The 25,017-nt window shown below is 72.5% G+C and carries 21 protein-coding genes; 15 read left to right on the forward strand and 6 right to left on the reverse strand.

What is annotated here, in order from left to right:
* Nucleotides 1-194 precede the first annotated feature (194 nt).
* The gene (locus tag ACFCV8_RS17820) at nt 195-1,688 is read right to left on the reverse strand and encodes a SulP family inorganic anion transporter (RefSeq protein ID WP_376686288.1); all 1,494 of its coding nucleotides are present in this window, start codon (nt 1,686-1,688) and stop codon (nt 195-197) included.
* 395 nt (nt 1,689-2,083) lie between these two features.
* On the opposite strand from ACFCV8_RS17820, the gene ACFCV8_RS17825 reads away from it, so the two are divergent.
* Nucleotides 2,084-2,497: a MerR family transcriptional regulator gene (locus ACFCV8_RS17825; protein WP_376686318.1), complete on the forward strand. Its 414-nt coding sequence runs from the start codon at nt 2,084-2,086 to the stop codon at nt 2,495-2,497.
* A gap of 134 nt (nt 2,498-2,631) precedes the next feature.
* On the opposite strand, the gene ACFCV8_RS17830 is transcribed toward ACFCV8_RS17825, so the two are convergent.
* Both ACFCV8_RS17830 and ACFCV8_RS17835 read right to left on the reverse strand, forming a co-directional pair.
* Nucleotides 2,632-2,910, reverse strand: a complete 279-nt coding sequence (locus ACFCV8_RS17830; protein ID WP_376686289.1) for a hypothetical protein — start codon at nt 2,908-2,910, stop codon at nt 2,632-2,634.
* A gap of 9 nt (nt 2,911-2,919) precedes the next feature.
* Nucleotides 2,920-3,702 carry a PspA/IM30 family protein gene (locus ACFCV8_RS17835; RefSeq protein ID WP_376686290.1) on the reverse strand — a complete coding sequence of 261 codons (783 nt, stop codon included), beginning with the start codon at nt 3,700-3,702 and terminating at the stop codon, nt 2,920-2,922.
* 298 nt (nt 3,703-4,000) lie between these two features.
* Here ACFCV8_RS17835 and ACFCV8_RS17840 point away from each other — a divergent pair, with 298 nt between their 5' ends.
* The 3 genes from ACFCV8_RS17840 to ACFCV8_RS17850 all read left to right on the forward strand — a co-directional run bounded on the left by ACFCV8_RS17840 (nt 4,001) and on the right by ACFCV8_RS17850 (nt 6,726).
* Nucleotides 4,001-4,600 carry a DUF3043 domain-containing protein gene (locus ACFCV8_RS17840; RefSeq protein ID WP_376686291.1) on the forward strand — a complete coding sequence of 200 codons (600 nt, stop codon included), beginning with the start codon at nt 4,001-4,003 and terminating at the stop codon, nt 4,598-4,600.
* Between the two features lie 95 nt (nt 4,601-4,695).
* On the forward strand, nt 4,696-5,454 hold the full coding sequence (locus ACFCV8_RS17845) for a class I SAM-dependent methyltransferase (RefSeq protein ID WP_376686292.1): 759 nt from the start codon (nt 4,696-4,698) through the stop codon (nt 5,452-5,454).
* 141 nt (nt 5,455-5,595) lie between these two features.
* Complete coding sequence (locus ACFCV8_RS17850) at nt 5,596-6,726, forward strand: S1C family serine protease (protein WP_376686293.1); 1,131 nt, start codon at nt 5,596-5,598, stop codon at nt 6,724-6,726.
* Nucleotides 6,727-6,786: 60 nt separating this feature from the next.
* On the opposite strand, the gene ACFCV8_RS17855 is transcribed toward ACFCV8_RS17850, so the two are convergent.
* Nucleotides 6,787-6,996: a hypothetical protein gene (locus ACFCV8_RS17855; RefSeq protein WP_376686294.1), complete on the reverse strand. Its 210-nt coding sequence runs from the start codon at nt 6,994-6,996 to the stop codon at nt 6,787-6,789.
* Nucleotides 6,997-7,132: 136 nt separating this feature from the next.
* Between ACFCV8_RS17855 and ACFCV8_RS17860 the strand changes: the two genes are divergently transcribed.
* From ACFCV8_RS17860 to ACFCV8_RS17875, 4 genes are all read left to right on the forward strand, one after another.
* Complete coding sequence (locus ACFCV8_RS17860) at nt 7,133-8,335, forward strand: bifunctional adenosylcobinamide kinase/adenosylcobinamide-phosphate guanylyltransferase (RefSeq protein ID WP_376686295.1); 1,203 nt, start codon at nt 7,133-7,135, stop codon at nt 8,333-8,335.
* A 438-nt stretch (nt 8,336-8,773) separates the two neighbouring features.
* Entirely contained in the window at nt 8,774-9,859 is a 1,086-nt protein-coding gene (gene cobT / locus ACFCV8_RS17865; RefSeq protein ID WP_376686296.1) for a nicotinate-nucleotide--dimethylbenzimidazole phosphoribosyltransferase, read from the forward strand.
* 88 nt (nt 9,860-9,947) lie between these two features.
* Nucleotides 9,948-11,750 (forward strand): phosphatidylglycerol lysyltransferase domain-containing protein, encoded by a 1,803-nt coding sequence (locus ACFCV8_RS17870; RefSeq protein ID WP_376686297.1) that lies wholly within the window; start codon nt 9,948-9,950, stop codon nt 11,748-11,750.
* Nucleotides 11,747-12,466, forward strand: coding sequence for a hypothetical protein (locus ACFCV8_RS17875; RefSeq protein WP_376686298.1), 720 nt, complete (start codon nt 11,747-11,749; stop codon nt 12,464-12,466). Before ACFCV8_RS17870 ends, ACFCV8_RS17875 begins: the two co-directional genes overlap by 4 nt.
* Here the strand turns inward: ACFCV8_RS17875 and ACFCV8_RS17880 are convergent.
* Nucleotides 12,409-13,170 (reverse strand): hypothetical protein, encoded by a 762-nt coding sequence (locus tag ACFCV8_RS17880; protein WP_376686299.1) that lies wholly within the window; start codon nt 13,168-13,170, stop codon nt 12,409-12,411. The two genes, ACFCV8_RS17875 and ACFCV8_RS17880, sit on opposite strands and share 58 nt — an antisense overlap.
* 88 nt (nt 13,171-13,258) lie before the next feature.
* Between ACFCV8_RS17880 and ACFCV8_RS17885 the strand changes: the two genes are divergently transcribed.
* Entirely contained in the window at nt 13,259-14,038 is a 780-nt protein-coding gene (locus tag ACFCV8_RS17885; RefSeq protein WP_376686300.1) for an adenosylcobinamide-GDP ribazoletransferase, read from the forward strand.
* Here the strand turns inward: ACFCV8_RS17885 and ACFCV8_RS17890 are convergent.
* A complete protein-coding gene (locus tag ACFCV8_RS17890) occupies nt 14,035-14,874 on the reverse strand; it encodes an endo alpha-1,4 polygalactosaminidase (RefSeq protein WP_376686301.1) in 840 nt (279 codons plus the stop codon). The two genes, ACFCV8_RS17885 and ACFCV8_RS17890, sit on opposite strands and share 4 nt — an antisense overlap.
* 247 nt (nt 14,875-15,121) lie before the next feature.
* Between ACFCV8_RS17890 and ACFCV8_RS17895 the strand changes: the two genes are divergently transcribed.
* From ACFCV8_RS17895 to ACFCV8_RS17920, 6 genes are all read left to right on the forward strand, one after another.
* On the forward strand, nt 15,122-16,678 hold the full coding sequence (locus tag ACFCV8_RS17895; protein ID WP_376686302.1) for a leucyl aminopeptidase: 1,557 nt from the start codon (nt 15,122-15,124) through the stop codon (nt 16,676-16,678).
* Nucleotides 16,679-17,058: 380 nt separating this feature from the next.
* Complete coding sequence (gene lpdA / locus ACFCV8_RS17900) at nt 17,059-18,447, forward strand: dihydrolipoyl dehydrogenase (RefSeq protein ID WP_376686303.1); 1,389 nt, start codon at nt 17,059-17,061, stop codon at nt 18,445-18,447.
* Between the two features lie 60 nt (nt 18,448-18,507).
* Entirely contained in the window at nt 18,508-20,277 is a 1,770-nt protein-coding gene (sucB, locus tag ACFCV8_RS17905; RefSeq protein ID WP_376686304.1) for a 2-oxoglutarate dehydrogenase, E2 component, dihydrolipoamide succinyltransferase, read from the forward strand.
* 149 nt (nt 20,278-20,426) lie between these two features.
* On the forward strand, nt 20,427-21,050 hold the full coding sequence (locus tag ACFCV8_RS17910; protein ID WP_376686305.1) for a GntR family transcriptional regulator: 624 nt from the start codon (nt 20,427-20,429) through the stop codon (nt 21,048-21,050).
* Between the two features lie 264 nt (nt 21,051-21,314).
* Nucleotides 21,315-23,984 carry a pyruvate dehydrogenase (acetyl-transferring), homodimeric type gene (gene aceE, locus ACFCV8_RS17915; protein WP_376686306.1) on the forward strand — a complete coding sequence of 890 codons (2,670 nt, stop codon included), beginning with the start codon at nt 21,315-21,317 and terminating at the stop codon, nt 23,982-23,984.
* Between the two features lie 42 nt (nt 23,985-24,026).
* Nucleotides 24,027-24,998 carry a helix-turn-helix transcriptional regulator gene (locus ACFCV8_RS17920; protein WP_376686307.1) on the forward strand — a complete coding sequence of 324 codons (972 nt, stop codon included), beginning with the start codon at nt 24,027-24,029 and terminating at the stop codon, nt 24,996-24,998.
* Nucleotides 24,999-25,017: the final 19 nt, after the last annotated feature.

Below are 25,017 nucleotides of genomic sequence, written 5' to 3' on the forward strand. Positions count from 1 at the left end.
ACGGCGGCCCGCGGACCTACGACGAGCCATGTGCCGCCCGATGCCGCTCCGTCTTCCGTGTGGCCTGTCCCGCACGACGACGGCACGAGGGCGGCGCTGCGCTTCCTCGTCGGCGCAGGACTTCCGGGCGGGGACCGGGGGCCTCTTGAATCCGCCGCGGGGCCGGGGCCCCGCGGTGTGCTACGGCGCCGGGGTCAGCGGCTGCCGGTAAGCCTGCCGTGGAGGGCGGCGCTGGGGCCGTTCAGGCCGGTGATGTCGACGGTCTTGCCGCGCTGGGCGTACCTGGCCCCGACCGCGTCCAGCGCGGCGACGGAGGAGGCGTCCCAGATGTGGGCGGCGGAGAGGTCGATGACGACCTTCTCCGGGTCGCCCGCGTAGTCGAACCGGCCGACGAGTTCGTTGGAGGAGGCGAAGAACAGTTCACCGGTGACGGAGTAGACGACCGTGCCGCCGTCGGGATCGGTGACGGCGGTGACATCGACGAGACGGGCGACGCGCCTGGCGAAGACGACCGTGGCGGTGATGGTTCCGACGACGACGCCGATGGCGAGGTTGCCGGTGGAGACGACGACGATCACGGTGACGACCATGGCGGCGACCTCCCCGACGGGCATCCGCCTCAGCGTCCGGGGGGCGACGGAGTGCCAGTCGAAGGTACCGAAGGCGACCATGACCATGACGGCGACCAGGGCGGCCATGGGGATGTCGGAGACGACCGGGCCGAAGACGATGCACAGCACCATCAGGAACACTCCGGCGAGGAATGTGGACAGGCGGGTGCGGGCACCGGACACCTTCACGTTGATCATGGTCTGGCCGATCATGGCGCAGCCGCCCATGCCGCCGAAGAGGCCGGTGACGATGTTGGCGATGCCCTGACCGATGGACTCACGGGTCTTGGAGGAGTGGGTGTCGGTGATGTCGTCGACCAGCTTGGCGGTCATCAGCGACTCCATCAGGCCGACCAGTGCCACGGCGAGCGCGTAGGGGGCGATGGTGGTCAGGGTGTCCAGGGTGAAGGGCACGTCCGGCAGGCCGGGGACCGGCAGCGAGGACGGCAGTTCGCCCTTGTCGCCGACGGTGGGGACGGCGATCCCTGCGGCGACGGTGATCGCCGTGAGGACGACGATGGAGACCAGGGGCGCGGGGACCACCCTGGTGATCCTGGGGAAGAACACCATGAGCGCGAGCCCGCCGACGATCAGCGGATAGACCGGCCAGGGCACGTCGTGCATCTCCGGCACCTGCGCCATGAAGATCATGACGGCGAGGGCGTTGACGAAGCCGGTCATCACCGAGCGGGGCACGAACCGCATGAGCCCGGCCACGCCGAGCGCGCCGAGGACGATCTGGAAGACGCCGGCCAGAATGACGGTGGCGACCAGGTAGCCCAGGCCGTGTTCGCGGTTCACGGGCCCGATGACGAGGGCGACGGCGCCGGTGGCCGCAGAGATCATCGCGCGGCGGCCACCGACGACCGAGATGGTGACGGCCATGGTGAAGGAGGCGAACAGGCCGATCGCCGGGTCGACCCCGGCGATGACCGAGAAGGATATGGCCTCCGGGATCAGAGCCAGGGCGACGACCAGGCCGGCCAGGATCTCGGTACGCCAGACCTTCGGGTCGTTCAGCCAGTCGGGGCGCAGACCGCGCGGACGGGCGGCAGGAGTCACAGCAGCGGAGGACAAGAAGACGCGTACCTGTCGTGCTCGGGCTCACCCCGTCGGCAGGCCGGGGCGTGCGGGAAGGATGTGCGAGGGGGCCGGGCCGGCGCCCTGCGGACACCCCGTGGGGCGGGCCGGAGGCCGGAGCGAGGAGGGAGTCGGCAGCGCGATGGCCGATGGCTCACGTCCCGGCACGAAGGGTCATGACGGGCGAGCGGCGGCGATCGGCTCCACAGGCTCGCGCATGCTCCCCCTCCTGCGAGAATCGGACTTCGCCGGGGGCGCCATCGGCCCCGGCACGGGAGCAGCGGGGCGGCCGGTCACCCTCACCACCACAACTCTACCCTAACGTTAGGGTAGGGATGGGTGAGGTCACACAGGACTCGTCCCGCCACGACGTGACGAGCCAGGAGAGCGGCGTGGACGACAAGCACATGCAGATCGGCGAGGTCGCCGCGCGGACGGAGCTGTCCCTGCGCACCATCCGGCACTACGAGGAGACCGGCCTGGTCGCCCCCTCCGCCCGGTCCCAGGGCGGATTCCGTCTCTATACCGAGACCGACGTCGCCCGCCTGATGGTCATTCGCCGGATGAAGCCGCTCGGCTTCACCCTGGACCAGATGCGCGACCTGCTGGACGCCACCGACCGTCTGGACGGCGACGACGCTCTCGACGACGTCGAACGCGACGTGCTGCTGGAGCGCGTACGGACCTACCGGCAGGCCGCCGCCGAGCAGGTGGAGAAGTTGCGGATCCAGCTGGCCCGGGCGGAGGACTTCGCCGCCACCCTGGGCGCCCGCCTGGAGCGGGACACCCCGTCCGGCCGCGTCTAGCGTCCACGCGGGCCCCTGCCCGTACGGGTCACGCGCGCTTCCGCTCCGGGCGCGCCTCGCCCCGGACACACCCGTGCCCCGCGTCCGGCGGACCGGACACGGGGCACGAAGGGATGCTGGAGCGGGCCCGGTCGTCAGCCGGGGATCAGGCCGTCGTCGCGGAGCATGGCGCGCACCTCGTCGAGGGTCGCGTCGGGCGACGGCAGGATCAGCTCGGACGGCTCCAGGGCGTCGTCCGGCAGTGCGGTGCCGAGCTCGCGCACCCGGGCGAGGAGCGCGTGGAGGGTGGCGCGGAAACCTGGTCCGTCACCGCTCTCCACCTCGGCGAGCAGTTCGTCGTCGAGCCTGCCCAGCTCGGCGAGATGGCTGTCGGCCAGGGCGACCTGGCCCTCCCCCATGATCCGTACGATCATGACGTCGCCTCAACTCTTGTCGAACCTGTGGGGGGACTGCGAGGACTGGCGCTGGGCGGCGTCCTGCGGCCCTCCCTCGATCGCCTGCTGCGAGGTGGAGCCGCCGGCCAGCTCGGCCTTCATGCGCTGGAGCTCCAGCTCCACGTCCGTACCACCGGAGATCCGGTCCAGCTCGGCGGCGATGTCGTCCTTCGCCGTGCCGGTCGGGTCGTCCAGGGCGCCGGAGGCGAGCAGCTCGTCGATGGCACCGGCGCGGGCCTGGAGCTGCTGGGTCTTGTCCTCGGCCCGCTGGATCGCGAGGCCGACGTCGCCCATCTCCTCGGAGATACCGGAGAACGCCTCGCCGATCCGGGTCTGCGCCTGGGCGGCGGTGTAGGTGGCCTTGATCGTCTCCTTCTTCGTACGGAAGGCGTCGACCTTGGCCTGGAGGCGCTGGGCTGCGAGCGTGAGCTTCTCCTCCTCGCCCTGCAGCGTGGAGTGCTGCGTCTCCAGGTCGGTGACCTGCTGCTGGAGCGCGGCGCGCCGGGACAGCGCCTCGCGGGCCAGGTCCTCGCGGCCGAGCGCGAGCGCCTTGCGGCCCTGGTCCTCCAGCTTGGCGGACTGGCCCTGCAGCTGGTTCAGCTGCAACTCCAGCCGCTTGCGCGAGGTCGCCACATCGGCGACGCCGCGGCGTACCTTCTGCAGCAGTTCGAGCTGCTTCTGGTACGAGTAATCGAGGGTCTCGCGCGGATCCTCGGCCCGGTCAAGGGCCTTGTTTGCCTTCGCGCGGAAGATCATCCCCATACGCTTCATGACACCGCTCATGGGCTTCGCGCGCCCCCTTCTGACGGACTGAACTCCAGCACTCCAACAGAACCCACACTACGGGCCCTGCCTCTATTACCGCACTGTTCGAGCACGGATGTGCTCCTCCCCAAGGACGACTGCTCCGGGTCACCGCTCCGGCCCAGGGAGTAGGCAGGGGTCGGGGGAAGCCCGGTACGGCCGTCCGCACCGGACACCCCGGTACACCAGGCAGGACGCAGGCCGTTGCCGGATCGTTCCCGACCGGCCTGGGGCCGCCGCGATCGAACCCGTACCCTTGGGCCTTGTGTTCCGTAGCCGTTCGAAGGAAGAGAAGGCGTCCACCGGCAAGGTGACGGCCGACCTCTCCAAGCAGCCCCGCGACCCGCAGGCTCCCAAGGGTCGCCCCACCCCCAAGCGCAGCGATGCCCAGTCGCAGCGCCGTCGCGCCTCCAGTGGCGCGCCGCTCGACCGCAAGGAGGCGATGCGGCGGCAGCGGGAAGCCCGCCGTGCGGACCTGGCCAAGCAGCGCGAGGCGCTCTCCAACGGGGACGAGCGCTACCTGCCGGTCCGCGACAAGGGCCCGGTGCGGCGCTTCGTCCGCAACTATGTGGACTCGCGCTTCTGCGTCGCGGAGTTCTTCCTGCCGATGGCCGTGGTCATTCTGATCCTCAGCGTCATCCAGGTGCAGAACATCCAGACGATCTCGCTGCTGCTCTGGCTCGTGGTGATCGTGCTGATCGTGCTCGACTCGATCGGGATCGCGATCCGTCTCAAGAAGCAGCTCAAGGAGCGCTTCCCCGATACGCCGAAGCGTGGCGCGGTTGCCTACGGCCTGATGCGCACGCTTCAGATGCGTCGCCTCCGGCTGCCGAAGCCGCAGGTCAAGCGTGGAGAGCGGCCCTGAGTACGCACATCTCCGGCTCGGCCGGCGGTACGTCCGCCGGCCGGCCGGGTGATGCCCCGCCCGTTCCCGTCAGCGGGTTCACCGGGGCTTCCTCGGTGTGGCTGAAGGGGCTCGGCGGGCTCCGCAACACCGTCCGCCAGGAGCTGGTGGCCCGGCAGCTCGACGAGCAGATAGCCGCGCGCTTCCCGGTCGGGCAGCGGCTGCGGGTGCTCGACGTGGGCACCGGCCAGGGCACCCAGGCGCTGCGCCTGGCACGGGCCGGGCACACGGTGACCGGACTGGAGTCCGATCCCGAGATGCTGAAGGTGGCCCGGGAGGCGCTCGGCAGTGAGCCCGCGGGCATCCGTGAGCGGGTCCGGCTGATCGAGGGCGACGGCCTGGACACCGGGGTGCACTTCCTGCCCGGCAGCTTCGACGTGGTGCTCTGCCACGGAGTGCTGATGTATGTGCGGGAGCCGGACGCGATGCTGGCGGGCCTGGCCCGGATGCTGGCCCCGGGCGGGCTGCTGTCGCTGCTGGTGCGGAACGCGGACGCGCTGGCCATGCGCCCGGGGACCGCCGGGGACTGGGAGACGGCACTGGCCGCCTTCGACACGGACACGTACACCAACCGGCTGGGCCTGTCCGTGCGGGCCGACCAGCTGGAGGCGCTGACCGCCACCCTCGCCGGGATCGCGGCGCCGCTGCACGCCTGGTACGGGGTGCGCGTCTTCACGGACAACGTGAGCAACGACGTGGAGCTGCCGGCCGCCGCCGAGCTGGAGCAGGTGCTGGCGGCGGAGGACCGGGCCGGCCGGACGGACCCGTACCGCCGGGTGGCCGCGCTGCTGCACCTGTGCGGGGTACGGGGCTGAGCACGGCGGGAGCGGCGCGCCGCGACCGTACGTGACGGGCCGTGTCGGACAGGCCCCGCCCGACGGACCGCACTCGATGCGCCCTACCCGACAGGCCGTACCCAACGGGCCGAAAACGGGGCCGAACGCGAGAATCCAGACATGGATGCCTCCCCCGCACGCGGCCGTGCCCGCGCCCGCAGGCTGCTGCTGCCGCTGACCGCCGGACTCTGCGCGCTCGCCCTGGTGAGCGGCTGCTCGAACACGTCCTCCGGTTCGTCCTCGTCCTCCTCCAGGACCGGGCCCGGCAGTTCCGACTCCGGCGCGACGCGGACCGGGGCCGAGGCCGCGGCCTCCCCGTCCCGGGCCGTCAGCGAACTCCAGGACGACTACCAGGCCGTGATCAGGAACGTGCTGCCGTCGGTCGTGCAGATCGAGGCGTCCGGGGGGCTGGGCTCGGGAGTCGTCTACGACTCCAAGGGGCACATCGTCACCAATGCCCATGTGGTCGGCAGCGCGAAGAAGTTCAAGGTCACCGTCGCCACCGGCGAGAAGGTGACCAGCGCCTCGCTCGTGTCGGCCTATCCGGAGCAGGATCTGGCCGTGATCAAGCTCGACCAGGTGCCGGACGGGCTGAAGCCCGCGAAGTTCGGCGACTCGGCGAAGGTCGAGGTGGGACAGATCGTCCTGGCGATGGGCTCGCCGCTCGGGCTGTCCTCCAGCGTCACCCAGGGCATCGTCTCGGCGCTCGGCCGGACCGTCAGCGAGAGCCGGGCGGGCGGCGGCACCGGCGCGACGATCGCGAACATGGTGCAGACCTCGGCCGCGATCAACCCGGGCAACAGCGGGGGCGCGCTGGTCAACCTGGACAGCGAGGTGATCGGCATCCCGACCCTGGCGGCCACCGACCCGGATCTGGGCGGCAGCGCGGCGCCGGGCATCGGGTTCGCGATCCCGGTGTCGATGGTGAAGACGATCGCCGACCAGATCATCAAGAACGGGCGGGTCGTCGACTCGGGCCGGGCGGCCCTGGACATCACCGGACGTACGGTCGTCGACGACAACTACCAGCCGGCCGGGGTGGCGCTGGTGAGCGTGGCGAGGGACGGCGCGGCCGACAAGGCGGGGCTGCGGCCCGGTGACATCGTCACCAGGCTGGACGACCGGCCGGTCACCACGATCACCTCGCTGCAGGAGGCGCTCGCCGCGGACAAGCCCGGCCAGCGGGTGACGGTGACCTATCTGCGCGACGGCGCGGAACGGACGGCGAAGGTCACTCTGGGCGAGATCTAGCACCTCGTCCGGTGTCCGGGCCCGGCCCCGGACGACGGCGGGCCGGGCCGTTGCCGCGGGTCAGCCCTGGTCGGCGTCGAGGCCCATGGGGCCGTAGACCTTCGTTCCGTCGTCGAAGAGCGTGACCTGCTTTGCCCCGCCGTCGAGGAGTTCCTTCCAGTGCTCACCGATCCAGGACTCCGCGTCGCCCTGGGTGGTGAACTCCTCCGGCTGGAGGGACGGCTCCGTCTCCGTGCCGTCGGACCTCTCGAACCGCCACGTCCACGCCATGTCCGCCTCCTGGAGTCTTTTGGCTGCCCCGCAGCCTAGTGCCTGGGACGGCCGGACGGACCGGCCCGCACCCGTACGGATGCGCCCGGGGCCCCGGGGTCGCGCACCCCGCGCGCGGACGCGGGAGGATCGACGTGTGGAACTGACTCTGCTCGGCACCGGAGCCCCCGACGGGCTGCCGCGGCCCGAATGTCCCTGCGCCGCCTGCGCCCTCGCCCGCGGGGCGGGTGCGCGGTCGTCGACCGCGCTGCTGGTCGACGGCGCGCTGCTGCTCGACCTCACCCCGGACGCCGTGTTCGCCGCGGCCCGTGCCGGTCACTCGCTCAGCGGGGTCCGGCAGGTGCTGCTCACCCATCCGCACGACGGGCCCGCCGTGGAGCTGCCCGCCGGGCTGCCGCCCGCCGGACGGGTGCCGGACGGCCGGGAGCTCACGCTGATCAGCGGGCACCGGGTGCGGGCCGTGCCGATGGACGCGCCGGGGACGGGGTACGAGGTCGTGGGGCCGGAGGGTTCCCGGCTGCTGTACCTGCCCCGGGGCGCCGCGCCCGCCGGGCTCCCGGACCGGGTCGGGGAGCCGTACGACATGGTGGTCGGCGATGTGGTGGGGCGGCCGGACGCGGTGGCGCGGCTGCGGGCGGCGGGGGCGGTCGGCCCGGCCACCGGGATCGTGGCCGTCCACCTGGACCATGACGCGCCGCCGGGCGCCGAGCTGGGCAGGCGGCTCGCCGCGGCCGGGGCGCGGGCCGTGCCGGACGGGACGACGCTGGTGGTGGGCGAGGCCCCCGAGGCCCCGGCGGTGCCCCGGCGCACGCTGGTGACGGGCGGGGCCAGGTCCGGCAAGTCGGTGGAGGCGGAGCGGCGGCTGGAGACCTTCCCCGAGGTGGTGTACGTGGCGACCGGCGGCGACCGGGAGGGGGACGCAGACTGGGCCGCCCGGGTCGGGCTGCACCGGGAGCGGCGGCCGGCCGTCTGGCGCACCGAGGAGACCTGCGAGCTGGCGGAGCTGCTGGCGGCGGACGGGCCGCCGCTGCTGATCGACTGCCTGTCGCTCTGGCTGACCGACGCGATGGACCGGGTGGGCGCCTGGGACGACGCGGCGTGGGCGGGCGGCGGCGAGGAGGCGCTGCGGGCGCGGACCGCCGAGCTGGTGGCGGCGGTGCGGGCCACCCGGCGTACGGTCGTCGCCGTCACCAACGAGACCGGGTCGGGGGTGGTGCCCGCGACGGCCGCCGGGCGGCGCTTCCGGGACGAGCTGGGGCGGCTGAACGCCGCGGTCGCCGCGGAGTGCGAGCAGGTGCTGCTGGTGGTGGCCGGGCAGGCGCTGACGCTGCGCGGCTGAGCATCGCCGTCCGGGCCGGCCCCGGGAAAGGTCCCCGGGGCCGGAGCCGGTGCCGGTGCTGCGGGACCCCCGGGGGAAGATCCTGACTCCGGCCGGGCGCTGCGGGGAGGCGCTGCGACCGGGCGCCGCGTCCGACCCGGCCGCGGCGGAAGACCTCCGCTCCGGAACCGGGCGGGTGCCGGCGCTGCGGGGCCCCCGGGGATAGCCCCTCGCTCCGGCCGGACGCTGCGGGGAGGCGCTGCGACCGGACGCCGCGTCCGATCCGGCCGCGGCAAAGACCTCCGCTCCGGAGCCGGGCGGGTACCGGCGTCACGGGGCCCCCGGGGGAAGGTCCTCGCTCCGGCCGGGTGCCGGAAGGGCTGCGGGTACTGTTCCGCAGTGAGCCCGCCGCCGGGCTCACCGGCCCACTCGACGCATCGACCCGCGAGGCAGACCCCCGTGAATCTGGACGACTTCTCCGATCTGATCGAACGCCCCGACGGCGGCGTACGGCGCGACGCCGAGGAACGACGCGAACGCCTGGTCGTTCCCGCCGGTGCCCTCGGACGTCTGGACGAGCTGGGCGAATGGCTGTCGGCAGCGCAGCAGGCCGTACCGGTCAGGGCGATCACGCAGCCGCGCGTGGTGCTCTTCGCCGGTGATCACGGGGTGGCCTCGCTGGACGTCTCCGGGCGTGCGGCCGGGAGCGCGCACGAGCTGGTGCGGGCCACGCTGGAGGGCACCACGCCGCTCGCGGTGCTGGCCCGCCAGTTCGGCGTACCGGTGCGGATCGTCGACGCCGGTCTGGACTGCGATCCGGAGCTGCTGCCCGAGCCGGTGGTACGGCACCGGGTGCGGCGCGGCAGCGGCCGGATCGACATCGAGGACGCGCTGACGACCGAGGAGGCCGAGCGGGCGGTGCGGCTCGGCATGGCGATCGCCGACGAGGAGGCCGACTCGGGCACCGATCTGGTGGTGCTGGGCGATCTGAGCGTGGGCGGGACGACGGCCGCGGCCACCCTGATCGCGGCGCTCTGCGGCACGGACGCCTCGGTGGTGACCGGGCGCGGTGGTGCGGGGATCGACGACCTGGCGTGGATGCGCAAGTGTGCGGCGATCCGGGACGCGCTGCGGCGGGCCAGGCCGGTCCTGGGCGACCAGCTGGAGCTGCTGGCCACGGTGGGTGGTGCGGACCTGGCGGCGATGACCGGGTTCCTGCTCCAGTGCGCGGTGCGGCGGCTGCCGGTGATCCTGGACGGGGTGGTCTCCGCGGCCTGTGCGCTGGTGGGGCAGCGGGCGGCGTTCCGGGCGCCGGACTGGTGGCTGGCGGGCCAGGCGAGCGGTGAGCCCGCGCAGGCCAAGGCCCTGGACCGGATGGCGCTCAACCCGCTGCTCGACCACGGCGTCATCGTGGGCGAAGGAAGCGGGGCGCTGCTCGCCCTCCCGCTCGTCCGGGCCGCCGCGGCCCTGGCGGCCGAGCTGCCCGAGCGCGAGGCGGACGCGGAGGACGAGGCGGCCGGCGCCGCGTACGACGACGCGACCTGAGGCCACGGACCGAATGGTGCTGCGGTCGCCGGACACCGGCCGCAGCACAGCTCCGCATGCGGTGCGATGCCCCATATGATCGCTTTTCATGGGAGAGGTCCACTTGGCCACCGAAGTATCCGGGCCGGGCGGCGTCCGGCCACCGAGCACCGTACGGTCGCGGCGTGGCGCGGCCTTCACCATCTGGTACCTGCGCGTCGTGTCGTTCATCAACTTCCTGAGCGCCGTGTGGGTCACGCTCGGCAATGACCTGCGCCGCCACAACACGGCGAACTACTTCACTCCCTATCTGCTCACCGCGGGATTCTCCTCCGGGGTGGTCGCGCTCTTCCTGGCGATCACCATGCGCCGCCGCAAGCGGGCCGCCTGGATCCTGAACCTGGTGGTGAGCGCGCTGTTCCTGCTGATCTTCGCCCTGGCGATGGTGTTCCCGGAGGTCCGGCGGTATCCGCAGAACTGGGTCTCGCTGGCGCTGACCGCCGCCTTCGTGCTGGCGCTGCTCCTGGGGCGGCGCGAGTTCTACGCGAAGGGCGACCGGTCCAACCCGAAGCTGGCGGCCGCCGTCGCGGTCGGTGGGCTGCTGGTCACCTCGCTGATCGCCGCAGCCCTGGTCACCCTCACCAACACCGCGCCGCACGGCGACCGGGCGTCCTTCCCGGACCGCTGGCGGTACGGGGCGCTGCGGCTGGTCTCGGTCGCCGACAACGACGCCGCCTTCCCCGGGATCACCACCCCGGGCTGGGTGGACGTCTCGATCAACGTGCTCTCCACGCTGTTGCTGATCGCCGTCGTGTACGCGGCGTTCCGCTCCCGGCGGGCGGTCGATCCGCTCACCGGCGAGGACGAGGCCCGGCTGCGGGCGCTGCTGGAGCGGCACGGCGAGCGGGATTCGCTCGGCTATTTCGCGCTGCGCCGGGAGAAGAGCGTGATCTGGTCCCCGACCGGGAAGGCCGCGGTGGTCTACCGGGTGGTGGGCGGGGTGTCGCTGGCCTCCGGCGACCCGATCGGCGACCCGGAGGCCTGGCCGGGGGCGATCGGGCCCTGGCTGGCCGAGGCCCGTGAGCACGGCTGGATCCCGGCCGCGATGGGGGTGAGCGAGGAGGCCGGCACGATCTACGCCCGGCACGGCCTGGACGCCCTGGAGCTGGGCGACGAGGCGATCGTGGAGACCGCCGACTTCACCCTGGAGGGGCGGGCGATGCGGACCGTCCGCCAGGCGTACAACCGGGTCCGGCGGGCCGGGTACGAGGTGACCGTACGCCGTCACGCGGACATTCCGGAGGCGGAGATGGCCGAGCTGGTGCGGCGGGCCGACGACTGGCGCGACGGGGCGACCGAGCGGGGCTTCTCGATGGCGCTGGGGCGGCTCGGGGACCCGGCCGACGGGCAGTGCGTGATGCTGGAGTGCCGGGACGCCCCGGGCCCGGACGGTGCGCCGGGCAGGCTGCGGGCGGTGCTGAGCTTCGTGCCGTGGGGGCCGAACGGGCTGTCGCTGGACCTGATGCGCCGTGACCGGGACTCCGAGAACGGGCTGATGGAGTTCATGGTCATCGAGCTGCTCAGGCGCGCCGACGAGATCGGCATCACCCAGGTCTCGCTCAACTTCGCGATGTTCCGGTCCGTCTTCGAACGGGGTTCGCGGCTCGGCGCCGGACCGGTGCTGAGGCTGTGGCGCTCGCTGCTCAGTTTCTTCTCCCGGTGGTGGCAGATCGAGTCGCTGTACCGCGCCAACGCCAAGTACCGGCCGATCTGGGAGCCGCGTTTCATGCTGTTCGAGAAGAGCGCGGACCTGCTGCGCATCGGTGTCGCGGCGGGCCGCGCCGAAGGGTTCCTGGAGGCGCCCGGTCTGCCCAAGTGGCTGCACCGCTCGCATCTCGGGACCGGTGGATGAGAGCCGGGCGCGCACTGTGCGGGGCGGCCCGCCGGGAGTGGGGCCCGCTGGCGGGGGCCGTACGCGGGGCACTCGTGGAGAGGCGGTGGCGGGCGGTCGCGATGACGCTCGCCGCGGTCTGCCTGACCGGGCTGCTCCATGTGGTGCAGAACCAGCCGTGGGGCATGGGGCCGGTGCGGGTGCTGGGGGCGGTGCGGGCCGAGGATCCGCTGTGGCTGGCGCTGGCGCGTACCCCCCTGTCGTTGTTCGTACCGGCGCCGGACCTGCCGGTCTGGGGGGCGCTGGCGCAGATCCTGGTGGTGTTCGGGACGGCCGAGATCTGCCTGGGCCGGCGGCGCACGCTGATGATCGCGTACCTGGCGACGCTGGCGGGCACGCTGTACGCGCGGATCGGCGTCGCGCTCGGGCCCGGCATACCGCTCGGGCTGCCGGACGCGGACGCCCGGATCGTGGACACCGGCCCGTCCGCGGCGGTGGTCGGACTGGCCGTCTACGTCTGTTTCGTCCACCGGGCCCGCTTCACCGGGGTCCTGGTGATCGTCGCGATGGTGGCCGAGGTGGCCGTGAAGGACAACCTGGCCGGCAAGGAGCACCTGGTGGCGATCGCCGCGGTGCTGGTGCTGTGCGCCTGCACCGGGCGCCGGGACCGGCGCCGGGCTCAGGAGTCCCGGCCGGGGAGCGGGACCCGGTCCGGGGCGCCGCCGATCAGGTCCTGAATCCTGCGCTCCGGGCCCGCCCAGCGCACGTCGTGGTGGTAGCCGCGCAGCAGGGAGCGGGCGCGGGCCCGGGGCCGGGAGCGGTAGAAGCGCTTCGCCCACGCCGATCCGGGCCGGGCCAGCCGGACCGCGCCGATCAGGGCGACGAAGGGAACGAGCGTACCGACGACCGCGAGGCGCGCCTTGCCCTTGAAGAGGGCGATCAGGACGAAGCAGAAGTTCACGGCCACGGTCAGCAGCACCCCGAGCCGCCCCTGCTGCTCGTCGCTGCTGACCTCGTTCACGCCGAGCGGCGAGAACCCGGCCAGCACCAGCAGGACGAGCGCCGCGGTGAGGGCGACCACCTCCACGCTGCGGCGGCCCTCCTCGGTCCAGTACACGTCGTCGAGGTGCACGATCAGCGCGAACTCGTCCAGCACCAGCCCGGCCCCCGCGCCGAAGATCACGGCGCAGATCCCCGCGGTGGCGCCGTGCCGTCCGCTGGCGACCGCGCCGAAGCCGCCGACGACGCTCAGCACCACGCCGGGGACCACATGGTGGATGTGCAGGCCGCCGGGGGTGATGTTGCGGAACGGGCCCTTCCCCGCCCGGATCATGCGGGTGATGACCCGGGTGACGGCGAAGGTCAGCACGAAGGCGGCCAGGGCGAGGAGCAGCGGCAGCTTTCCCGGCTCGACGATGTTCCGATCGAACCAGTGACCCATGCCACCCACTCCCGATAAGTCTGCTCCATGGTGATTTCATGCGTTACGGGCAATCTATCGGCCGGGCGCAGCGGTTAGCCTGCGCGCCGTGACCTCCCTGAACAGCCACGGCCTCCGTTTCGCCTTCGGCACCCTGACCGTGCTCCCCGTCCGTGTGACCCGCTGGGACCGGGAGACCGCCCGGGCCGGGATGCTGTGCGCGCCGCTGGCCGGGCTGGTGGTGGGGGTGCTCGCGGCGGCGGCCGGCTGTCTTTCGCTGCTGCTCGGCGCGGGTCCGCTGACGGCCGCGATCGCCTCGGCCGCCGTTCCCGCGGTGCTGACCCGGGGGCTGCATCTGGACGGCCTGGCGGACACCGCCGACGGCCTGGGCAGCGGCAAGACCGCCGACCAGGCCCTGCGGATCATGAAGCAGTCGGACATTGGGCCGTTCGGTGTGATCACCCTGCTGTTCGTACTGCTGGCCCAGGTCGCGGCACTCCAGGAGCTGTACGGGCGGGGCTGGGCGGACGGCGCGGTGGCGGCGGTCGTCGCGGCGGTCGCCGCCCGGCTGGCGCTCACCCTGGCGTCCCGCCGGGGAGTGCCGGCGGCCCGCCCGGAGGGGCTGGGCGCGGCGGTGGCGGGCACGGTGCCGGGGCGGGGCGCGGTGCTGGCCGGGGCCGTGGTGGTCGCGGGGTGCGCGGGGGCGGGGGCGCTGCTCGGCGGGTACGGGGCGGTGCGGTGCGCGGGGGCCGTGGTGGTGGCGCTGGGGGTGGCCGGGCTGCTGCTGCGGCGGTGCGTACGGCGGTTCGGCGGGGTGACCGGCGACGTGTTCGGCGCGCTGGCGGAGACCGCGGCGACGGCGGTCCTGGTGGTGCTGACGTTCGGTTAGGGCTTCCCCGGCCGGGCGGCCGGGCATTCCTGCCGCCATACGCCCAGTTCGTACTTCTTCAGCAGGGAGCTGAGCCCCAGCCGCCGCGAGCCGTCGCAGAACCGGGTGAGGGGCAGCTCGTACTCGACGTGGAAGACGGCCTTGCCCGCCTTCACGAACGGGGAGAGTTCCGCGCATTCGCCGTACTGCGCGCACTGCTCGTTGACCGCGAAGTCGAAGTCCGGCTCCAGCTCGGGGATCTGGCCGAGGTCGTTCTTCAGACCGACGGCGAGCTTGTGGCGGTGGGCGAGGCCGGCGATCAGCCGGTTGTAGCGCAGCTGGTCGGTGGCGGTCAGGGGGAAGCCGGTGCGGTTGCGGTAGCCGTCCATGTTGTCGGGCTCGACGGCGTCGAAGCCCTTGCGCGCGCACATCGCGATCCGCTTCTCCATCAGCGGTTCCAGGACGTCGGTGCGGCGGATGTCGAGCCAGCGCTCGCCCTTCCAGCCGTTGCCCCGGCCGAGCACCCGGTCGGGGAACTTCCCGGCGTCCGGGCGGAATTCCTCCCAGGCGCCGGTGGAGAGGTAGCAGATCACCTTGCGGCCCCGGCGGTGCAGGTCGGCGACGGCGGCGGCGTCGTGGTCGAAGCCGTCGATGTCGTACACCGGGACGTCCACCGTCGGGTCGAGCCGTCCGGAGAGCTGCCACTGCCAGCCGAGGCCCGCAGCGGGCCGCCAGTGGTCCTCGGCCTCGGGGCGTGCCGCCCGCGGCTCCGGCGTCGAGGCGCAGCCGGTCAGCAGGACCGTCAACGTCAGCAGCAGTGCGCCCGCCCGCAGGCGCGCGCCCCCACGGGTGTGCATGGTCCCCCCTGGTCGCTCCCGTTCTGCCGACGACCTTACGTGCCGGGCCCGCCGGGGCCGCGCGCGGGCCCGGCCGGGCCGGGCGGGAAGCCGCTTCGAGCCATCGACGGCCCGCCGCCGTGATCCCGCCGCAAAGGCGCGCGTAGGCTCATTCCCGGCACATTGCGGCGGCGTCTACGATGCGCCGGGCACGGTCGGCCCATCCCTCGACCGCCATCGAACTCAACGGAAGCGAGATTTCACCACCGTGACTGCTCTCACTCTCAGCACTGCCGGGGCGGCGACGCTGCGCGCCGACGCACTCGTCGTCGGCGTCGCCAAGGGCTCTGCATCCAAGACTGGGAGTCTGGTCCTCGCACCGGGCTCCGAGGCCGTGGACCAGGCGTTCGGCGGGAAGCTCGCCGCCGTCCTCGAGGCCCTGGGCGCCACCGGTGCCGAGGGCGAGGTGACCAAGCTCCCCGCTCCCGAGGGCCTGAAGGTCCCGGTCGTCATCGCGGCCGGTCTCGGCTCCGCCCCGGAGAAGGGCGAGGCGTACGGCGCCGAGGCGCTGCGCCGTGCCGCCGGTTCGGCCGCCCGCACGCTGTCCGGCTCGAAGAAGGCCGGCTTCGCGCTGCCCACCGACTCGGCCGAGGACGCCGGGGCGATCGCCGAGGGCGCGCTCCTGGGCGCGTACGCCTTCACCGCGTACCAGCAGGGCGAGAACAAGCTCGCCCCCAAGGGCAAGAAGAACGGCAACGGCCCGAAGCCGGCGCTCGGCGAGGTCGCCCTGATCGGCGCCAAGCCGCGTGACAAGGCGTTCAAGGCGGCCACCGAGCGCGCGATCGCGGTGGCCGAGGAGATCAACCGCGCCCGCGACCTGATCAACACCCCGCCGAACGACCTGTACCCCGAGTCCTTCGCCGCCGTGGCCACCGCCGCGGGCAAGGAGCACGGCATCAAGGTGCAGGTCCTGGACGAGAAGGCGCTCGTCAAGGGCGGCTTCGGCGGTCTGCTGGGCGTCGGCCAGGGCTCCACGCACGGCCCGCGCCTGGTGAAGCTGGCGTACACGCACCCGAAGGCGGAGAAGACCCTGGCCCTGGTCGGCAAGGGCATCACCTACGACTCGGGCGGCATCTCGCTGAAGCCTGCCGGTCACAACGAGACGATGAAGTGCGACATGAGCGGCGCCGCCGCCGTGTTCGCCGCCGTCGTCGCGGCCGCGCGCCTGGGCCTGAAGGTCAACGTCACCGGCTGGCTGGCGCTCGCCGAGAACATGCCGTCGGGCAACGCCACCCGCCCGGGCGACGTGCTGCGCATGTACAGCGGCAAGACCGTCGAGGTCCTCAACACGGACGCCGAGGGCCGCCTCGTCCTCGCCGACGCGCTGACCCGCGCCTCCGAGGAGAACCCGGACGCGATCGTCGACGTGGCGACCCTGACCGGCGCGATGGTGCTGGCGCTGGGCAACCGCACCTTCGGCATCATGGCGAACGACGACGCCTTCCGTACCTCGATCCACGAGATCGCCGAGGAGGTCGGCGAGGCCTCCTGGCCGATGCCGCTCCCCGCCGACCTGCGCAAGGGCATGGACTCCCCGACCGCCGACATCGCCAACATGGGCGAGCGGATGGGCGGCGGCCTGGTGGCCGGCCTCTTCCTCCAGGAGTTCGTGGGCGAGGGCATCGCCTGGGCGCACCTGGACATCGCGGGCCCGGCGTTCCACGAGGGCGCGCCGTACGGCTACACGCCCAAGGGCGGCACCGGCTCCTCGGTCCGTACGCTGGTCAGGCTGGCCGAGCGCACCGCCGACGGCGACCTCGGCTGAGGCCACGAGCCCGGGGCACGCGATGACGTCAGGAGCCTCGGGAACCTGATGTCACGAGCCTGACGTACGGCCCCGGGCATAGGCCCGGGGCCGTACGCGTTGCCCCCGACGGCACCACCGCCCGCGGGTCCGGCCGGTTTCGCTCTCAACGAAATCCGCAGGCGTCCGCGCGGCGGCGGCCACCCGGGACGGATGATCATCCGCCCCGGACCCGGGCCCCGCGTCCCGCTCACCGTCAACAAGTGCGAAGATGGGTTCTCGGCAGGACAGGGCCCCCACCACAGGGCCGAAAAACACAAAGCGGCCGAACACCAGCCGACCGGCGGTCATCCCCCAGCGACGGGGCCCGGCGTACGGCGCACATGCATGGAGGACGTGACGTGGCGAACGACGCCAGCACCGTTTTCGACCTAGTGATCCTCGGCGGCGGTAGCGGCGGTTACGCCGCGGCCCTGCGCGGGGCGCAGCTGGGCCTGGACGTCGCCCTGATCGAGAAGGGCAAGGTCGGCGGCACCTGCCTGCACAACGGCTGCATTCCCACCAAGGCCCTGCTGCACGCCGGCGAGATCGCCGACCAGGCGCGCGAGTCGGAGCAGTTCGGTGTCAAGGCCACTTTCGAGGGCATCGACATCGAGGCCGTCCACAAGTACAAGGACGACGTGATCTCGGGCCTGTACAAGGGTCTGCAGGGTCTCATCGCCTCGCGCAAGGTCACCTACATCGAGGGTGAGGGACGGCTCTCCTCCCCCACCTCGGTGGATGTGAACGGCCAGCGCGTCCAGGGCCGCCACGTGCTGCTCGCGACCGGCTCCGTGCCGAAGTCGCTGCCGGGCCTGGAGATCGACGGCAACCGCATCATCTCCTCGGACCACGCGCTGAAGCTGGACCGCGTCCCGAAGTCCGCGATCGTGCTGGGCGGCGGCGTCATCGGCGTCGAGTTCGCCTCGGCGTGGACGTCCTTCGGCACCGACGTGACGATCATCGAGGGCCTGAAGCACCTGGTCCCGGTCGAGGACGAGAACAGCTCGAAGCTTCTTGAGCGCGCTTTCCGCAAGCGCGGCATCAAGTTCAACCTCGGTACGTTCTTCCAGAGCGCCGAGTACACGCAGGACGGCGTCCGCGTGACCCTCGCCGACGGCAAGACCTTCGAGGCCGAGGTGCTGCTGGTCGCCATCGGCCGCGGCCCGGTCTCGCAGGGCCTGGGCTACGAGGAGGCCGGGGTCGCGATGGACCGCGGTTACGTCCTCGTCGACGAGTACATGCGGACCAACGTGGAGACCATCTCCGCCGTGGGTGACCTGGTCCCGACGCTCCAGCTCGCGCACGTCGGCTTCGCCGAGGGCATCCTGGTGGCGGAGCGGCTGGCCGGTCTGAAGACCGTTCCGATCGACTACGACGGTGTCCCGCGGGTGACGTACTGCCACCCCGAGGTCGCCTCCGTGGGCATCACCGAGGCCAAGGCCAAGGAGCTCTACGGGTCGGACAAGGTCGTCGCTCTGAAGTACAACCTCGCGGGCAACGGCAAGAGCAAGATCCTCAAGACCGCGGGCGAGATCAAGCTCGTCCAGGTCAAGGACGGTGCCGTGGTCGGCGTCCACATGGTCGGTGACCGTATGGGCGAGCAGGTCGGCGAAGCCCAGCTGATCTACAACTGGGAGGCGCTGCCCGCCGAGGTCGCGCAGCTCATCCACGCCCACCCGACGCAGAACGAAGCGATGGGCGAGGCCCACCTGGCCCTGGCCGGCAAGCCGCTTCACTCCCACGACTGATCAGTCGACCGGGCGCGACGACGACCTACTTCCGCACTTTCGTAAGGAGCAACTGAAACCATGTCGGTTTCCGTAACCCTTCCGGCGCTCGGCGAGAGCGTCACCGAGGGCACTGTCACCCGCTGGCTGAAGGCCGAGGGCGAGCGCGTCGAGGCCGACGAGCCGCTTCTCGAGGTCTCGACCGACAAGGTCGACACCGAGATCCCGGCCCCCGCCGCCGGCATTCTGGCGTCCATCAAGGTCGCCGAGGACGAGACCGTCGAGGTCGGCGCCGAGCTGGCCATCATCGACGACGGCACGGGTGCGCCCGTCGCCGCCGCGGCTCCGGCCGCCGAGCCCGCGGCCGCCCCGGCCCCGGCGCCGGTCGCCGAGGCCCCCGCCGCCGCTCCGGCCCCCGTGGCCGAGGCTCCGGCCGGTGGCGCCGCCGGTACCGACGTCACCCTCCCGGCGCTCGGCGAGAGCGTCACCGAGGGCACCGTCACCCGCTGGCTGAAGGAGGTCGGCGAGGAGGTCACGGAGGACGAGCCGCTTCTCGAGGTCTCCACGGACAAGGTCGACACCGAGATCCCGGCCCCGGTCTCCGGCGTGCTGCTGGAGATCGTCGTCGCCGAGGACGAGACCGCCGAGGTCGGCGCCAAGCTCGCCGTCATCGGTGCCGCCGGTGCCGCTCCGGCGGCTGCCCCGGCTCCGGCCGCTCCGGCGCCCGCCGCCGCCCCGGCTCCGGCCCCGGTCGCTCCGGCCGCCCCCGCTCCGGCTCCGGCCCCGGTGGCGCCCGCCGCCCCGGTCGCCGCTCCGGCTCCGGTGGCCCCGGCCGCTCCGGCTCCGGCCGCTCCGGCTCCGGTCGCCGCCCCGGCTCCGGTCACCCCGGTGGCCCCGGCCGCGACCTCCGGCGACGACGGCGCGTACGTCACCCCGCTGGTCCGCAAGCTCGCCGCCGAGAACGGCGTCGACCTGGGCGCGGTCAAGGGCACCGGTGTCGGTGGCCGTATCCGCAAGCAGGACGTCGTCGCCGCCGCGGAGGCCGCCAGGGCCGCCGTCGCGGCACCGGCCCCGGCCGCCGCCGCTGCTGCTCCGGTCGCCTCGAAGGCGCCGAAGCTGGAGGCGTCCCCGCTGCGCGGCCAGACGGTCAAGATGACCCGCATGCGCAAGCTCATCGGCGACAACATGATGAAGGCGCTGCACTCGCAGGCCCAGCTGACCACGGTCGTCGAGGTCGACGTCACCAAGCTGATGAAGCTGCGCAACCTGGCGAAGGACGCGTTCGCCGCCCGTGAGGGCGTCAAGCTGTCCCCGATGCCGTTCTACGTCAAGGCGGCGGCCCAGGCGCTGAAGGCCCACCCGGTCGTCAACGCCCGGATCAACGAGGACGACTCGACCGTCACGTACTTCGACTCGGAGAACATCGGCATCGCCGTGGACGCCGAGAAGGGCCTGATGACCCCGGTCATCAAGGGTGCGGGCGACCTGAACATCGCGGGCATCGCGAAGAAGACCGCCGAGCTGGCCGGCAAGGCCCGCGGCGGCGGCCTGACCCCGGACGACATGTCCGGTGCCACCTTCACCATCAGCAACACCGGCTCGCGCGGTGCGCTCTTCGACACCGTCATCGTGCCGCCGAACCAGGCCGCCATCCTGGGCATCGGTGCCACGGTGAAGCGTCCGGCGGTCATCGAGACCGAGGAGGGCACCGTGATCGGTGTCCGCGACATGACGTACCTGTCGCTCTCCTACGACCACCGTCTGGTGGACGGCGCGGACGCCGCCCGTTACCTGACCTCGGTCAAGGCGATCCTGGAGGCCGGTGAGTTCGAGGTCGAGCTCGGCCTCTGAGCCCTCCGGCTGTAACCAGCCTCACCAGCGGCGCCCCCGTCCGGAACACTTCCGGGCGGGGGCGCCGCCGTATTGTCTAGACACCACCGGTCGCCCCGGCAATCGTGGATGGTGTGGACAGCACCGGTCTGCCCCCGAAGGAGCCCCTCATGACCCCGCCCGTCGTCCACTCGCTGCGCGAACAGATCCGCGAGCACATCGTGGAGGGGATCGTCAGCGGGCGCTGGAAGCCCGGTGAGCGGATCGTGGAGCGCCGTATCGCCACCGAGCTGGAGGTCAGCCAGACGCCGGTGCGCGAGGCGCTGCGGGAGCTGGAGACGCTCAGGCTGATCGAGTCGGCCCCCAACAAGGGCGTCCGGGTCCGCAATCTCACCGCCGCCGACCTGGAGGAGAGCTACCCGGTGCGGGCCGGTCTGGAGCAGATCGCGGCCGAGCTGGCGGCCCCGGCCCTCGGCGAGGACTGCTCGCGCCTCACCCCGCACGTGACGGCCCTCTACGAGGCGGACCGGCTGGCCGACGGCGAGGCACAGGTCCGCCACACCGTGGGCTTCCACCGCGAGATGGTGCGGGCGGCGGGCAACGCGGTGCTGCTGCACACCTGGGAGGGGCTGGGCATCGAGGTGTTCACGGCCCTGTCGATCCGCTGGCTGGGCACGGTGCAGAAGTCGTACGCGGAGGAGCACGAGGCCCTCATCGAGGCGTTCCTGCGCAAGGACCCGGACATCGGGGTGCTGGCCAAGGCGCACGTCCTCGGCTGCGCCCCGCGCGCCTGAGGCCCGACGGCCGTACGCATCTGTTGGGAGGGGTGCTCGTCCGTGCGGACCAGTGCCCTTTTTGTACCGTTAAATCCCGTCACTCCGTGCCCCGTTTCGCGGCACCGAATGCCAATTTCTTCATATCGAGAAGTTTTGCCCTTCACCCTTTGATCGATCATCGATCGGCGTCTTACAGTTCACTTCGCGGGCTCACCGCCCGATCGCCCTGTCCTGCCAGTCAGGGCCTTCTCCACCCCCCTCCCACTCCGGAAGGCGGCGATCATGACCGACCCCGTAGGAAAGCTTCCGAGCGAGCTCGATCAGCTCCCGGACCGTGACCCCGAGGAGACCGCCGAATGGGCGGCCTCCCTGGATGCCGTCACCAGGGCCGCCGGCCCGCACCGCGCCGCGTACCTGATGCGTCGCTCGCTGGAGCACGCCGAGGGCGCCGGTCTCGCGCTGCCCAAGCTGCTGGAGACCGACTACGTCAACTCCATCCCGACCGCCGCCGAGCCCGAGTTCGACGGCGACCTGGAGATGGAGTCCCGGATCACCGCCTGGAACCGCTGGAACGCGGCCGCGATGGTCACCCGTGGCTCCCGCTTCGGCGTCGGCGGCCACATCGCCACCTTCGCCTCGGCGGCCTGGCTGTACGAGACGGGCTTCAACCACTTCTTCCGCGGCAAGGAGGGGGACGGTTCCGGTGACCAGCTCTACATCCAGGGCCACGCGTCCCCCGGCATCTACGCCCGCGCCTTCCTCGACGGCCGGCTGAGCGAGCAGCAGCTCGACAACTTCCGCCAGGAGGCGGGCGGCGACGGTCTGCCGTCCTACCCGCACCCGCGGCGGCTGCCCTGGCTGTGGGAGTTCCCCACCGTGTCGATGGGCCTCGGCCCGCTCTCCGCGATCTACCAGGCGCGCTTCAACCGCTACCTGGCCAACCGCGGCATCAAGGACACGTCGAACTCGCACGTCTGGGCCTTCCTCGGCGACGGCGAGATGGACGAGCCCGAGTCGACCGCCGCCCTGGCCCTCGCGGCCCGTGAGCAGCTCGACAACCTGACCTTCGTCATCAACTGCAACCTGCAGCGCCTCGACGGCCCGGTCCGCGCCAACTTCCGCGTGGTCCAGGAGCTGGAGGGGGCCTTCCGCGGCGCCGGCTGGAACGTCGTCAAGACGCTCTGGGGCACCGCCTGGGACGAGCTCTTCCGGCTGGACACCACCGGTGCGCTGGTCCGCCGGCTCCGGGAGGTGCCGGACGCGCAGTTCCAGACGTACGCCACCCGCGACGTCGCGTACATCCGGGAGCACTTCTTCGGTGCGGAGCCCGCTCTCGCCGAGCTGGCGAAGCTGTTCACCGACGCGAAGATCGCCGAGTGCTTCTACACCTCGCGCGGCGGCCACGAGGCCCGCAAGGTGTACGCGGCCTACCGGGCGGCGCTGGCGCACAAGGGTGCGCCGACCGTGATCCTCGCGCAGACCGTGAAGGGCTTCACGCTCGGCAAGGGCTTCGAGTCCAAGAACGCCAACCACCAGATGAAGAAGCTCTCGGTGGACGAGTTCAAGGACATGCGCGAGCTGCTCGGCCTGCCGATCCCGGACAGCGCCTTCGCCGACGGCCTGGTGCCCTACGGCCACCCGGGCACCGACTCCCCCGAGGTCCGCTACCTCCAGGAGCGCCGCGCCGCCCTCGGCGGCCCCGCCCCGGCCCGCCGGGTCCACGCGGTGGCGCTGCCGGAGCCCGAGGAGCGCGCGTTCGCCGCCCTGAAGAAGGGGTCCGGCAAGCAGGAGATGGCCACCACCATGGCCTTCGTCCGCCTGGTCAAGGACCTGATGCGGGACAAGTCCACCGGGAAGCGCTGGGTGCCGATCGTGCCCGACGAGGCGCGCACCTTCGGCATGGAGTCGCTGTTCCCCTCGGCCGGCATCTACTCGCCGCTGGGCCAGACGTACGAGCCGGTCGACCGCGACCAGCTGATGTACTACAAGGAGGCCAAGGACGGCCAGATCCTCAACGAGGGGATCACCGAGGCCGGGGCCATGGCCGACTTCATCGCCGCCTCGACGTCGTACGCGACGCACGGCGAGACGATGATCCCGTTCTACATCTTCTACTCGATGTTCGGCTGGCAGCGGACCGGCGACCAGATGTGGCAGCTCGCCGACCAGCTCGGCAAGGGCTTCATCGTCGGCGCCACGGCGGGCCGCACGACGCTCACCGGCGAGGGCCTCCAGCACGCGGACGGCCACTCGCACCTGATCGCGGCCACCAACCCGGCCTCGCTCAACTACGACCCGGCGTTCGCGTACGAGATCGCGGTGATCGTCAAGGACGGTCTGCGCCGGATGTACGGCCCCGAGGCCGAGAACGTCTTCTACTACCTGACGGTCTACAACGAGCCGAAGCCGCAGCCCGCGATGCCCGAGGGCGTCGAGGAGGGCATCGTCAAGGGCCTGTACCGCTTCAAGGAGGGCGCGCCCGCCCCGGCGGACGCGCCGCGGGTCCAGCTGCTGGCCTCCGGTACGGCGATCCACTGGGCCCTGGAGGCACAGGAGCTGCTGGCCGCCGACTGGGGCGTCACGGCCGACGTCTGGTCCGCCACCTCCTGGGGCGAGCTGCGCCGCGAGGCGCTGGAGTGCGACGCCGCGCTGCTCCGCGGTGAGCAGCGGGTGCCGTACGTGACGCAGGCGCTGGAGGGTGCCCCGGGTCCGGTCGTGGCGGTCAGCGACTGGATGCGTCAGGTCCCGGACCAGATCAGCCAGTGGGTGGAGCAGGACTGGTCCTCGCTCGGCACGGACGGCTTCGGCCTCTCCGACACCCGGGACGCGGCCCGCCGCCACTTCGGCGTCGACGCCCGTTCGATCGCGGTCGCGGCCCTGGCCCAGCTGGCCCGCCGCGGCGAGATCACCGCGACCTCGGTCAAGGAGGCCCGGGAGCGGTACGGCCTCTGAGGCACGGAGCACGGGCGGCGCGCATGCGGACACAATGACCGCATGCGCGCTGCCCGTCTCATCAGAATGGTGCTGCTCCTGCAGTCCCGCCCGGTCATGACCGCCGCGGAGCTCGCCCGGGAGCTGGAGGTGTCGGAGCGGACCGTGACCCGGGACGCGCAGGCCCTGTCGGAGGCGGGCGTCCCGGTCTACGCGGACCGGGGCCGGTCCGGGGGCTACCGGCTGGTCGGCGGCTACCGGACCGGGCTCACCGGTCTCGCCCGGGACGAGGCCGAGGCGCTCTTCCTGTCCGGGCTGCCGTCCGCGCTGCGCGAGATGGGGCTGGCGGACGCCGCCTCGGCCGCCCGGCTGAAGGTGTCGGCGGCCCTGATGCCCTCGTTGCGGGACGCCCCGGACCGTACCGTGCGCCGCTTCCACCTGGACGCGCCCGGCTGGTACCAGGAGCCGGCCACCCCGCGGCCGCTGCCCGCGCTGGCCGAGGCGGTGTGGGGCGACCGGACCGTACGGGCCCGCTATCTGCGGGGCGGGGCGGACAGCGCGGTCGAACGGGAGCTGGACCCGCACGGGCTCGTGCTGAAAGCGGGGGTCTGGTACGTCTGCGCCCGGGTGGCGGGCGACTTCCGGGTGTACCGGGTCGACCGGTTCTCGGACGTGGAGGTGTCGGACGACCGGTTCGAACGGGACGAGCGGTTCGACCTGGCGGGCTTCTGGGCGGAGCGGGCCGCGCAGTTCGCCCGGTCGCTGCTGCGGGCCGAGGTGACGGTGCGGGTGTCGCCCGAGGGGGTACGCCGACTGCCGTACACGCTGGACCGTTCGGCGGTCCGGGAGGCGCTGGGGGCGGCCGGTCCGCCGGACGCCGAGGGGTGGCTCACGGTCACCGTCCCGGTCGAGTCGGAGGAGATCGCGTACAGCCAGCTCCTGGGCCTGGGGCCGGAGTTGGCCGTTCTGGAGCCGGCCTCGCTGCGTGAGCGGTTCGCGGCGGCGGCCGTGCGGCTGCGCGAGCTGTACGGCTGAGTCCCGCGCCGCCCGGCGT

The organism is Streptomyces sp. NPDC056347, assembly GCF_042262625.1.
Lineage (GTDB): Bacteria > Actinomycetota > Actinomycetes > Streptomycetales > Streptomycetaceae > Streptomyces.

What these genes read in the sequence shown, in the direction of transcription:
- ACFCV8_RS17830 (WP_376686289.1), bottom strand. Translation starts at nt 2,910, where the DNA reads ATGATCGTACGGATCATGGGGGAGGGCCAGGTCGCCCTGGCCGACAGC.
- ACFCV8_RS17835 (WP_376686290.1), bottom strand. Translation starts at nt 3,702, where the DNA reads ATGAAGCGTATGGGGATGATCTTCCGCGCGAAGGCAAACAAGGCCCTT.
- ACFCV8_RS17850 (WP_376686293.1), top strand. Translation starts at nt 5,596, where the DNA reads ATGGATGCCTCCCCCGCACGCGGCCGTGCCCGCGCCCGCAGGCTGCTG.
- ACFCV8_RS17855 (WP_376686294.1), bottom strand. Translation starts at nt 6,996, where the DNA reads ATGGCGTGGACGTGGCGGTTCGAGAGGTCCGACGGCACGGAGACGGAG.
- ACFCV8_RS17870 (WP_376686297.1), top strand. Translation starts at nt 9,948, where the DNA reads ATGGGAGAGGTCCACTTGGCCACCGAAGTATCCGGGCCGGGCGGCGTC.
- ACFCV8_RS17875 (WP_376686298.1), top strand. Translation starts at nt 11,747, where the DNA reads ATGAGAGCCGGGCGCGCACTGTGCGGGGCGGCCCGCCGGGAGTGGGGC.
- ACFCV8_RS17880 (WP_376686299.1), bottom strand. Translation starts at nt 13,170, where the DNA reads ATGGGTCACTGGTTCGATCGGAACATCGTCGAGCCGGGAAAGCTGCCG.
- ACFCV8_RS17890 (WP_376686301.1), bottom strand. Translation starts at nt 14,874, where the DNA reads ATGCACACCCGTGGGGGCGCGCGCCTGCGGGCGGGCGCACTGCTGCTG.
- sucB (WP_376686304.1), top strand. Translation starts at nt 18,508, where the DNA reads ATGTCGGTTTCCGTAACCCTTCCGGCGCTCGGCGAGAGCGTCACCGAG.
- ACFCV8_RS17910 (WP_376686305.1), top strand. Translation starts at nt 20,427, where the DNA reads ATGACCCCGCCCGTCGTCCACTCGCTGCGCGAACAGATCCGCGAGCAC.
- aceE (WP_376686306.1), top strand. Translation starts at nt 21,315, where the DNA reads ATGACCGACCCCGTAGGAAAGCTTCCGAGCGAGCTCGATCAGCTCCCG.
- ACFCV8_RS17920 (WP_376686307.1), top strand. Translation starts at nt 24,027, where the DNA reads ATGCGCGCTGCCCGTCTCATCAGAATGGTGCTGCTCCTGCAGTCCCGC.